Below are 12356 nucleotides of genomic sequence, written 5' to 3'. Positions count from 1 at the left end.
TTGACGAAAAAGCCCACGAGATCGTCGAGAGCCTGATCCGTCCGCCCCGCGACCGGCGAACCGATCGGGACATCCGTTCCGGCACCGCACCGTGCGAGCACGGTCGCCACGGCGGCCTGGGCCACCATGAAGGCGGTGGTGCCGGTTTCCCGTGCCAGCCCTGTCAGCGCCCGGTGGACCGGGGCGGGGCAGGACACGGTGAGCGTGGCGCCCTGGTAGGAGGCGACGGCCGGCCGCGGTCGGTCCGCGGGGAGGGTCGCCTCCTCCGGGAGGCCCGCCAGGGCCTCGCGCCAGAAGTCGAGTTGGGGCAGCTGCTCGTCGCCGAGCAGGTCGCGCTGCCAGAGGGTGTAGTCGGCGTACTGCACCGGCAGCGGCGCCCACTCGGGGGCCGCTCCCCCGCAGCGGGCCTCGTAGGCACGGGCGAGGTCGGCGAAGAAGGGCGCGTTCGACCAGCCGTCGGAGGCGATGTGGTGGGCGACGACCACCAGGACGTGCTCGTCGTCCGCGAGGGCCAGCAGGGCGGCGCGCAGCGGGAGTTCGACGGTGAGGTCGAAGACCTTGGCGCTCTCCTCGGCGAGCAGTGCGGGGAGGTTCTCCTCGGTGGCCGGCACGGTGGGCAGCGGTACGTCGATCCCGTCGGCGGGCAGGACGTGCTGGAACGCCTCGCCGTCGGCGGTCCGGAAGACGGTCCGCAGGGATTCGTGGCGGACGACGACGTCGATGAGCGCGCGGCGCAGGGCCTCCGCGTCGAGGGCCCCGGTGAGCCGGAGGGCCAGCGGGATGTTGTAGGTCGCCGACGGGCCTTCCAGCTGGTCGAGGAACCAGAGGCGCTGCTGGGCGGAGGAGAGCGGGATCCGCTCGGGGCGCTCCTGGACCGTGAGCGCGGGGCGGGCCGGCTCGCCGCTGCCCGCCGCGACCAGCTCGGCGAGCTGGGCCACGGTCGGGTGCTGGAAGATGTCGCGCACCGTGATCCGGGCGCCGAGGGCGGCGCGGATCCGGCTGACCAGCCGGGTGGCGAGCAGGGAGTGGCCGCCGAGCCGCAGGAAGTGGTCGTCGACGGTGACGGACGGGGTACCGAGGACGTCGGCGAAGAGGCCGCAGAGGACCTCCTCTACGGGGTTGCGCGGGGCCCGGCCGTCGCTCTCGCCGCCGAGGACGGGCTGCGGCAGGGCGCGGCGGTCGAGCTTGCCGTTGCCGGTGAGGGGCAGGGCGTCGAGGACGACGAAGGCGGACGGGACCATGTACTCGGGCAGGGCGTCGGCCGCGTGGCGGCGCAGGGCGGCGAGGTCGGTGTCGGCGGTGCCGTCGGCGACGACGTAGGCGACGAGGCGCTTGTCGCCGGGGCGGTCCTCGCGGACGACGACGGCGGCCTGGCCGACCGAGCCGTGGGCGACGAGCGCCGACTCGATCTCGCCCGGCTCGATGCGGAAGCCGCGGAGCTTCACCTGCTGGTCCGCACGGCCGAGGTACTCGATCTCGCCCTCCCGCGACCAGCGCACGAGGTCGCCCGTGCGGTACATCCGTGAGCCGGTGGGCCCGTACGGGTCGGCGACGAACCGCTCGGCGGTCTGGGCGGGGCGGCCGAGGTAGCCGCGGGCCAGTCCGGCGCCGGCGATGTACAGCTCGCCGGGGACGCCGGGGGCGACGAGGCCGAGGTGGTCGTCGAGGACGTAGAGGCGGGTGTTGTCGAGGGGGCGGCCGATGGGCAGCGCGCCGTCGTAGTCGAACGGGCGGTGGAGCGGGTGCGACGTGGCGAACGTCGTCGTCTCCGTCGGTCCGTAGCCGTTGACCACGGTCAGGTCGGGGCAGGCGTCCATGACCCGGCGGACCGCCTCCGGCGGCACCACGTCACCGCCCGTCCACACCTCGCCGAGGCCGGCGAACGCTCCCGGGTCCTCCTCGGCGACCAGCCGGAACAGACCGGCGGTCAGCCACAGCCCGGTGATCGACTCCTCCTTCAGCACGGCCGCGAGCGCGGCCGTGTCGAGGACGCCGGGCGGGGCGACCGACACGGTGCCGCCGGTGAGCCAAGGCACCCACAGTTCGAAGGTCGAGGCGTCGAAGGTGTGCGGGGAGTGGAAGAGCACGTGGGCGTGGGCGGGCCGGGTCCAGCTGTGGTCGAGGGCGAGTTCGGCGACGTTGCGGTGGGTGACGGCGACGCCCTTGGGCACCCCGGTCGAGCCCGAGGTGAACATGACGTACAGCCACTGGTCGGGGTGGGTGCCGGTCTCGGGCGCCGTCGCCGGGTGGGCGTCGAGGACGGGGTCGCGGTCGAGCCCGTCGACCAGGACGGTGCGCACGCCGGTCGCCTCGCCGAGGATCTCGTGGTCGGCGAGGGCCGGGTCGACGAGGAGGACGGGGGCGGCCGTGTCGGCGAGGATCCGGGTGAGCCGGGAGGCCGGGTCGACGGCGTTGAGGGGGGCGTAGACGCCGCCGGCCTTGGTGATGGCGAGCAGGGACAGGACGAGGTCGGCCGAGCGTTCCATCAGGACGGCGACGACGGTCTCGGGCCCGACCCCGAGCGAGCCCAGGTGGTGCGCGAACCGGTTGGAGACGGCGTCGACCTCGGCGTAGGTGTAGGTGCGGCCCGCGTGCGTGAGGGCGACGGCGTCCGGGGTGCGCGCGACCTGCGCGGCGAACAGCTCGGCGAGCGGGGCGTCGGGCACGGGGGTGGCGCGGCCGGTCCAGGTGTCCAGGAGGAGGGTGCGCTCGGCCGGGTCGAGCAGGTCGAGGCCGGACAGCGGGGTGTCGGGGTGGGCGACGGCCTCGGCGAGCAGCCGGCCGAGGCGGGCGAGGAGCGCCTCGACGGTCTCGGGGTCGTACAGGTCGGTGGCGTACTCGGCGGTGATGTCGAGGCCGCCGGGGCGGCCGTCGGGGGTGAGGTGCTCGTCGAAGCCGACGGTGAGGTCGAACTTGGCGGTGCCGGTCGGCGAGTACTCGGCGCGGGTCCGGAGGCCGGGGAAGTCGGCTCCGGCGTCGGTGGCGCCGGCCTGCACCAGGGTCAGCATGACCTGGAAGAGGGGGTGGCGGTCGCCGGTGCGCTCGGGGTTGAGCGCCTCCACGAGCCGGTCGAAGGGCAGGTCCTGGTGGGCCCACGCGCCGAGGTCGGTGGTCCGGACGCGCTCCAGGAGTTCCCGGAACGTCGGGTCGCCGCCGACGTCGGTGCGCAGCACCAGGGTGTTGACGAAGAAGCCCACGAGGTCGTCGAGCGCTTCGTCGGTGCGGCCGGCGACCGGGGAGCCGACGGGGACGTCGGTGCCGGCGCCGGAGGCGGCGAGGACGGTCGCCAGGGCCGCCTGGGCCGCCATGAAGAGGGTGGCGCCGCTCTCCTTCGCCAGCTCGACGAGGGCCGCGTGGGTCTCGGGCGGGCAGTGCAGGCCGCGGGTGTCGCCGCGGTAGGAGGCGACGGCGGGGCGGGGCCGGTCCGCCGGGAGGGTGGCCTCGGCCGGCAGGCCGGCCAGCCGCTCGCGCCAGTAGGCGGCCTGCCGGGCCATGACGCTGTCCTCGGCGTCGGGCTCGCCCAGGAGTTCCTGCTGCCAGAGGGTGTAGTCGGCGTACTGGATCTCCAGGGGCTCCTGCTCCGGGGCCCGGCCGGCGGTGCGCGCCCGGTAGGCGTGGGCGAGGTCGCGCAGCAGGGGGGCGATGGACCAGCCGTCGGAGGCGATGTGGTGCATGACGACGAGGAGGACGTGCTCCTGCTCGTCGCCGTGCCCCGGCGTCGGGCCGTTCTCGTCCCGCTCCCGGCCGCCGTCGGCGAGCCGGATCAGCCGGGCCTCGACGGGGAGGTCGGAGGCCAGGTCGAAGACGTGGGCGGACTCGGTGGCGAGGACGTCCGCGAGGGCGGCCTCGGTGGCGTGCAGGACGGGCAGGTCGAGCCGTACGTCCTCGGCGGCGAGGATCTCCTGGTACGGGGTGCCGTCGCGCTCGGGGTAGACCGTGCGCAGGCTCTCGTGGCGGGCGACGACGTCGCCGAGGGCCAGGGTCAGCGCCTCGGTGTCGAGGTCGCCGGTCAGGCGGAGGGCCAGCGGGATGTTGTAGGTCGCCGAGGGGCCCTCCAGCTGGGCGAGGAACCACAGGCGCTGCTGGGCGTATGACAGGGGGATCACTGGGAGGCTCCCATCCGGCGCATCGGCCGCAGCTTCGGGCGCGCGCTCTCGGCGCGGTCGAGCCGCTCGGCCAGGCTGGCCACGTTCGGGTTCTCGAAGAGGGCGGGGACCGGGAGTTCGGCCCCGAGGGCGGTGCGGATCCGGCTGACGAGCCGGGTGGCGAGCAGCGAGTGCCCGCCGAGGCGGAAGAAGTCGTCGTCGATGGAGACGTCGGCGACGCCGAGGACGTCGGCGAACAGCCCGCAGAGCACTTCCTCGCGCGGGTTGCGCGGCCGGCGGCCGGTGCTCGCGGCCGAGGCCGCGGGTGCGGGCAGGGCCCGTCGGTCGAGCTTGCCGTTGCCGGTGAGCGGCAGGGCGTCCAGGACGACGAAGGCGGAGGGGACCATGTAGTCCGGCAGGAGTTCGCCGGCGTGGGTGCGCAGCGCTTCCGGGTCGGGGGCGGTGGCGCCGTGTCCGACGACGTAGGCGACGAGGCGCTTGTCGCCGGGGCGGTCCTCGCGGACGACGACGGCGGCCTGGCCGACCGAGCCGTGCGCCATGAGCGCCGACTCGATCTCGCCCGGCTCGATGCGGAAGCCGCGGAGCTTCACCTGCTGGTCCGCACGGCCGAGGTACTCGATCTCGCCCTCCCGCGACCAGCAGACGAGGTCGCCGGTGCGGTACATTCGTGAGCCGGGCGGGCCGTAGGGATCGGCGACGAACCGTTCGGCGGTGAGCGCCGGCCGGTCCAGGTAGCCCTGGGCGAGGCCGGTGCCCGCGATGTACAGCTCGCCCTGGACGCCCGCCGGCAGGAGGCCGAGGTTCTCGTCGAGGACGTAGAGGCGGGTGTTGTCGAGGGGGCGGCCGATGGGCAGCGCACCGTCGTAGTCGAACGGGCGGTGCAGGGTGTGGGAGGTGGCGAAGGTCGTCGTCTCGGTGGGTCCGTAGGCGTTGACCACGGTGAGCTGGGGGCAGGCGTCCATGACCCGGCGGACCGCCTCCGGCGGCACCACGTCACCGCCCGTCCACACCTCGCCGAGGCCGGCGAACGCTCCCGGGTCCTCCTCGGCGACCAGCCGGAACAGGCCGACGGTCAGCCACAGCCCGGTGATGGACTCCTCGGCGAGGATGGTCGCGAGACCAGCCGTGTCGAGCAGGCCGGGCGGGGCGACGACCAGGGTGCCGCCGGACAGCAGCGGCGCCCACAGCTCGTATGTCGTCGCGTCGAAGGCGAGCGGCGAGTGCAGCAGGACCCGGCGGTGGACGTCGGTCGTGAAGAGGGTGTCGGCGGCCAGTTCGGCGACGTTGCGGTGGGTGACGGCGACGCCCTTGGGCACCCCGGTCGAGCCCGAGGTGAACATCGCGTAGGCAAGCTGCTCGGGGTGGACCTCGACCTCGGGTGCCGTCTCGGGCAGGCCGTCGGTGCTGTCCGTGACGTTCAGGGCCCGGGCGCCGTGCGGCAGTTCGAGGCCGGCGAGCTCCCGGTCGGTGAGGAAGAGGGTCCCGCCGGACATCCGCACGATGAGCTCGATGCGGTCGGTCGGGTAGCGGGTGTCCAGCGGGACGTACACCGCGCCGGCCTTGACGATCGCGAGGATCGCGACGACGGCTTCCAGGGAGCGTTCCAGGAAGAGGACCACCCGCGAGCCGGGGCGGACGCCCTCGGCGATCAGGCGGTGGGCCAGCCGGTTGGCGCGCCGGTCGAGCTCCGCGTAGGTCAGGCGCCGGCCTGCCAGGGTGACGGCGACGGCGTCCGGGGTGCGGGCGGCCTGCGCGGCGAACAGCTGGGGCATCGAGGCAGCGGGCCGGGTGTGCGGGGTGCCGTGCCAGGTGTCGAGGAGCTGCCTGCGCTCGTCGGCCGCGAGGACGTCGAGGTCCGCGATCGGGACGTCGGGGGTGCCGGAGGCCGCTTCGAGGAGCCGGACCAGTCGTGCGGTGACGGCCGAGACGCTGGCCGCCTCGTACAGGTCGGTGGCGTACTCGACGGTGATGCCGAGGCCGGCGGGGCCGCCGTCGGCGGTCCGGTGCTCGTGGAAGGTGAACGTGAGGTCGAACTTGGCGATGTCGAGTGCGGTGAACTCCGACTCGGCGCGCAGGCCGCCGAGTTCGGGCACCGGACCGGCGGCGTCGGTGACCGACAGCATCACCTGGAAGAGCGGGTGGCGGCCGGCCGAGCGCTCGGGGTTGAGGGTCTCGACGAGCCGGTCGAAGGGGACGTCCTGGTGCGCCCAGGCCGCGAGGTCGGTGGCCCGGACCCGCTCCAGGAGCTCCCGGAAGGTCGGGTTGCCGCTGACGTCGGTGCGCAGCACCAGCGTGTTGACGAAGAACCCGACCAGGTCTTCGAGGGCTTCGTCGGTCCGGCCCGCGACCGGGGAGCCGAGGGGGATGTCGGCGCCCGCTCCGGAGCGCGACAGGAGGACCGCGGTGGCGGCCTGCGCGACCATGAAGAGGGTGGTGCCGTTCTCGCGGGCCAGCCGGGTGAGGGCCTTGTGCAGGTCGGCGGGGCACTGGACGGTGAGCGAGGCCCCCCGGTACGAGGCGGTGGCCGGCCGGGCCCGGTCGGCGGGCAGCGTCACCTCCTCCGGGAGGCGCTCCAGGGCGCCGCGCCAGTAGGCGAGCTGGCGCTCCTCGTCGGCGGCGAGCAGGGCCTCCTGCCACAGCGCGTAGTCGGCGTACTGGACGGGCAGCGGCTCCCAGTCGGGTGCGGCGCCGTCGCTCCGGGCCGTGTAGGCGGTGCCGAGGTCCCGCATGAGGGGCGTGTTGGACCAGCCGTCGGAGGCGATGTGGTGGGTCACGAGGAGCAGCACGTGCTCGTCGTCGGCGATCCTCACCAGGTCGGCGCGCAGCGGAAGTTCGCGGGCCAGGTCGAAGGTGGTGGCGGACAGGTCGCGCAGGACCGCGGGGAGCGCGTCGGCCGTGGCCGGGATGACCGGAAGGTCGACGCGGGCCTGGTCGGCCGGCACGACCAGCTGGTGCGGCGTGCCCTGTTCGGCGGGGAAGACGGTGCGGAGCGCCTCGTGGCGGCCGAGGAGGTCGGTCAGGGCCAGCCGCAGGGCGTCGGTGTCGAGGGTGCCGGTGAGTCGGACGGCGAGGGGGATGTTGTACGTCGCGGACGCCCCCTCCATCTGGTCGAGGAACCACAGGCGCCGCTGGGCCGCGGAGAGCGGGACCCGCTCCGGCCGGGCGGCGGCCATGAGGACCGGGCGCCGGTCCTCGCCGTCGGTCTCGGCGAGGAACTCCGCGAACCGGGCGACGCTGGGGCAGCGGAACAGGTCCCGTACGGAGACCCGTGCGCCGAGGAGCTGCCGGATGCGGCTGACCAGCCGTGTGCCGAGCAGGGAGTGTCCGCCGAGGCGGAAGAAGTCGTCGTCGATGGAGACCGCGGGGAGCCCGAGCGCGTCGGCGAACAGGCCGCACAGCACCTCCTCGACGGGGGTGCGTCCCTGCCGGCCGCCGGGCCCGGTGCCGAGGCGCGGCGCGGGCAGCGCACGGCGGTCCAGCTTGCCGTTGGCGGTCAGCGGCAGGACGTCCAGCTCGACGAAGGCGGAGGGCACCATGTACTCGGCGAGCTTCCGCGCGCAGTCGCGGCGCAGGCCGTCGGTGTCGACGCGGTTCCCCGGGGCGGGGACGACGTAGGCGACGAGCCGCCTGTCGCCGGCGCGGTCCTCGCGGACGATCACCGCGGCCTGGACGACCGTGGGGTCGGCGAGGAGGGCGGTCTCGATCTCGCCGAGTTCGATGCGGAAGCCGCGGAGCTTGACCTGCTGGTCCGCGCGCCCTTCGAAGAGCATCTCGCCGTACTCGTTCCAGCGGGCGAGGTCGCCGGTGCGGTACATCCGCTCCCCCGCGGGTCCGAACGGGTCGGCCACGAACCGTTCCGCCGACAGTCCGCCCCGTCCCACGTATCCCCAGGCGAGGTGGCTGCCGGCGACGTACAGCTCGCCGACCACACCGGGGACGACCGGCCGCAGCTGCGCGTCCAGGACGTACATCCGGGTGTTCGCCATCGGGACGCCCAGGTGGAGGCGCTCGACGATCCGCTCGTTCGGGCCGAAGACCTGGTAGCTGCAGAAGACGGTGGACTCCGTCGGACCGTACGCGTGGACCACCGAGGTCGACGGGCAGGCGTCCAGCACCTTCTGGAGCGCCACCGGCGACAGCACGTCACCGCCCGTCCAGATCTCCGCCAGACCCGCCAGGGACTCCACCGCCTCCGACGCCATCGCGTCGAACAGCGCCGTCGTGAAGTACACCGCGCTGATCTCGTGGCGGACGAGCGCCTCGCCCAGCTCACCGACGTCGACCTTCGCGACCGGGAGGATGACGGCGGTGCCGCCGCTCAGGAGCGGCACCCACAGCTCGTAGGTCGAGGAGTCGAACGCGAGGGGCGAGTACGCGAGCACCCGGCGGTGCCGCTCCCCCGCACCCCACCACGGATCGAGCGCCAACTCCACGACGTTCCGATGCGTGTTGGCGACGCCCTTCGGCGTACCGCTCGAACCCGAGGTGTACATCACGTACGCCAGCTGGTCCGGGTGGACGCGCGGTGCGAGGGCGTCGTCGCCGGGGGCGGCGAGGAGCTCCGGTACGTCGGGGGCGGCGAGCAGGGCCAGGCCGCGGGCGAACGCGACCTCGCCGGCGGGGCGGTCGGTGACCAGGAGGGGGGCACCGGTGTCGGCGAGGATGAAGGCGAGGCGTTCCTCGGGCTGGCGCGGGTCGAGGGGGACGTAGGCGCCGCCGGCCTTGAGGACGGCGAGGGCCGCGACCATGAACTCGGGCGAGCGGTCGAGGTAGAGGCCGACGGCGGCGCCCGACCGGACGCCGTGCGCGGTCAGGCGGCGGGCGAAGGCGTCGGAGGCGCGGTCGAGCTCGCGGTACGTCGTCTCGCGGCCCCCGCACAGCAGCGCCGTGGCGTCCGGGGTCCGGGCCGCCTGGGCGGCGAACAGCTCGTGCAGCGTGCCCTCGGGCAGTTCGGCGGCGGTGTCGTTGTAGTCGGCGAGCAGGGCGCGGCGCTGGCGCGCGGAGAGCAGTTCGATGTCGGCGACCTTGACGTCCGGGTCGGCGATGACGGCGTCCAGGACCCGGGCGAGGCGTTCGGCGGCCGCCTCGACGGACTCGGCGTCGTACAGGTCGGTGGCGTACTCCAGGACGATGTCGAGGCCGTTGGGGTGGCCGACCCGGTCGCGGTGCTCGTAGAAGTTGACGGTGAGGTCGAACTTGGCGATGCCCGCGCTGAGTTGCTGCGTCTCGGCGCGCACTCCGGGCAGCCGGGGCGTGGCCTCGGCGGCCTCGGCGAGGGTGAGCATGACCTGGAAGAGGGGGTGGCGGGCGGCGGAGCGCTCGGGGTTGAGGGTCTCGACGAGCCGGTCGAAGGGCAGTTCCTGGTGCGCCCAGGCCGCCAGGTCGGTCTCGCGGACCCGGTCGAGGAGCTCCCGGAACGTCGGGTCGCCGGAGGCGTCGGTGCGGAGCACCAGGGTGTTGACGAAGAAGCCGACCAGCTCTTCGAGGGCTTCGTCGGTGCGCCCCGCGACGAGCGAGCCGAGAGGGATGTCGGTGCCGGCGCCGGAGCGGGTCAGCAGGGCCACGGTGGCCGCCTGCGCGACCATGAACAGGGTCACGCCGTGTTCCCTGGCCAGGGTGGAGAGGGCCTGGTGGGTCTCCGCCGGGCAGTGCACGGTGTGGGTGGCGCCGCGGTAGGAGGCCACGACCGGGCGGGGCCGGCTGGTGGGCAGGGTCACCTCGGTGGGCAGCTGGGCGAGCGCCTCGCGCCAGTGGGCGAGCTGGTTCTCCTCGTGGTCGGCGAGGAGGTCACGCTGCCACAGGGCGTAGTCGGCGTACTGGGCGGGCAGCGGCTCCCAGTCCGGCGTCGCGCCCTCGGTCCGGGCCGTGTAGGCGGCGCCGAGGTCCCGCATGAGGGGAGTGTTGGACCAGCCGTCGGAGGCGATGTGGTGGACGACGAGGACGAGGACACCGCGGTTCGGCGCGAGCTCGAACAGGACTGCGTGCAGGGGCAGTTCGGTGGCGAGGTCGAAGAGGTGGGCGGTCTCCTCGGCGAGCCGGTCGGCCAGCTCGTCCTCGGTGACGGGGACGACGGCGAACGGGACGGTCACCTCGTCGGCGTGGGCGATGTGCTGCCGCGGCTCGCCCTCGTGGACGGGGTAGCTCGTCCGCAGGACCTCGTGGCGGGCGATCACGTCGGCGAGGGCCTGCCGCAGGGCCTCCGGGTCGACGGCGCCGGTGAGGCGGACCGCGAGCGGGATGTTGTACGTCGCGGACGGTCCCTCCATCTGGTCGAGGAACCACAGGCGGCGCTGGGCGGCCGACAGAGGGAGGTCGTCGTCGGAGCGGCCGCCGGCGGTGAGCGCGGGGCGCAGGGCCTGTCCGGCGCCGGCGGTGATCCGCTGGGCGAGTCCGGCGACGGTGGGGTGCTGGAAGAAGTCCCGCAGGGAGAGTTCGGTGGCGAGGGCGGTGCGGATGCGGCCGACCAGGCGGGTGGCGAGGAGGGAGTGTCCGCCGAGGCGGAAGAAGTCGTCGTCGATGGAGACGGCCGCCACTCCGAGCGCGTCGGCGAAAAGACCGCACAGCACTTCCTCGGCGGGGGTTCGAGGTGTCCGGCCCCCGGCGCCGCCGACGAGCGGCGCGGGCAGGGCGCGGCGGTCGAGCTTGCCGTTGGCGGTCAGCGGCAGGTCGGCGAGTTCGACGAACGCGGAGGGCACCATGTACTCCGCGAGGCGGCCGCCGGCGTAGCCGTGGAGCGTGTCGGTGTCGACGCGGTTCCCCGGGGCGGGGACGACGTAGGCGACGAGCCGCTTGTCGCCGGGCCGGTCCTCGCGGACGATCACAGCGGCCTGGGCGACCGTGGGGTGGTCCAGGAGCACGGTCTCGATCTCGCCGAGTTCGATGCGGAAGCCGCGGAGCTTGACCTGCTGGTCCGCACGCCCTTCGAAGACCATCTCGCCGTACTCGTTCCAGCGGGCCAGGTCGCCGGTGCGGTACATCCGCTCCCCGGCCGGCCCGAACGGGTCGGCCACGAACCGCTCCGCGCTGACGGCGGCGCGTCCCACGTATCCCCAGGCGAGGTGGCTGCCGGCGACGTACAGCTCGCCCACCACGTCGGTCTCCACGGGGCGCAGCGCCTCGTCGAGGACGTACATCCGGGTGTTCGCCATCGGGACGCCCAGGTGGAGGCGCTCGACGATCCGCTCGTTCGGGCCGAAGACCTGGTAGCTGCAGAAGACGGTGGACTCCGTCGGACCGTACGCGTGGACCACCGAGGTCGACGGGCAGGCGTCCAGCACCTTCTGCAGGGCCACCGGCGACAGCACGTCACCGCCCGTCCAGATCTCCGCCAGACCCGCCAGGGACTCCACCGCCTCCGACGCCATCGCGTCGAACAGCGCCGTCGTGAAGTACACCGCGCTGATCTCGTGGCGGACGAGCGCCTCGCCCAGCTCGGCGATGTCCAGCTTGGGTGCGGGCAGGACGATGGCCGTGCCGCCGCTCAGGAGCGGCACCCACAGCTCGTAGGTCGAGGAGTCGAAGGCGAGCGGCGAGTACGCGAGCACCCGGCGGTGCCGCTCCCCCGCACCCCACCACGGATCGAGCGCCAACTCGACAACGTTCCGATGCGTGTTGGCGACGCCCTTCGGCGTACCGCTCGAACCCGAGGTGTACATCACGTAGGCGAGCTGGTCCGGGTGGACCGCGACGTCGAGGGAGCCCATGTCCCGCTTCGGCAGGGTCACGTCCTCGGTGAGCCGGACCACGGGGAGGCCCCCGGCGAAGGCCACGTCCTGCTCGTCGCGGTCGGTGACGAGGAGGACGGCGCCGGTGTCGGCGAGGATGAACGCCCGCCGCTCCTCGGGCTGGCGCGGGTCGAGGGGGACGTAGGCGCCGCCCGCCTTGAGGACGGCGAGGAGCGCGACGACGTAGGCGAGGGAGCGGTCCTGGAAGAGGGCCACCCCGTCGCCGGGACGGACGCCCCGGTCCCGCAGCACGTGGGCCAGGGCCGTGGCGGCCGAGTCCAGTGCGCGGTAGGTGAGTTCGCGCTCCCCGCACACCAGCGCCACGGCGTCCGGGGTCCGTGCGGCCTGGGCGGCGAACAACTCGTGCAGGGCGCCCTCGGGGAGCCGCACGGCGGTGCTGTTGTACGCGTCGATGTCGACGGCGGGGGCCTGGACGGGGTGCTGGTGAGACATCTTCTCGACACCATTCTCGAAGGTTCGGGCGTGCACGGGTCTCGCGGCGTGCCGGACATCCCGTACGGCCACG

2 protein-coding genes are annotated in these 12356 nt (G+C 74.0%); both read right to left on the bottom strand.

The genetic code is table 11. The annotated features are described in order from the left end of the window. Nucleotides 1-4106: amino acid adenylation domain-containing protein (locus ACFVZH_RS35800; protein ID WP_384904137.1), on the bottom strand; the 4106-nt coding region annotated here is incomplete at its 3' end. Continuing rightward, nucleotides 4103-12283, bottom strand: coding sequence for an amino acid adenylation domain-containing protein (locus ACFVZH_RS35795; RefSeq protein ID WP_384904135.1), 8181 nt, complete (start codon nucleotides 12281-12283; stop codon nucleotides 4103-4105). The genes ACFVZH_RS35795 and ACFVZH_RS35800, both read right to left, overlap by 4 nt. Between the last annotated feature and the right edge of the window lie 73 nt (nucleotides 12284-12356).

Origin of the sequence: Streptomyces sp. NPDC059534 (assembly GCF_042743475.1) — a bacterium.
Classification (GTDB): domain Bacteria; phylum Actinomycetota; class Actinomycetes; order Streptomycetales; family Streptomycetaceae; genus Streptomyces.
This window is presented reverse-complemented; position numbering and strand designations above follow the sequence as displayed.

What these genes read in the sequence shown, in the direction of transcription:
- ACFVZH_RS35795 (WP_384904135.1), bottom strand. Translation starts at nt 12,283, where the DNA reads ATGTCTCACCAGCACCCCGTCCAGGCCCCCGCCGTCGACATCGACGCG.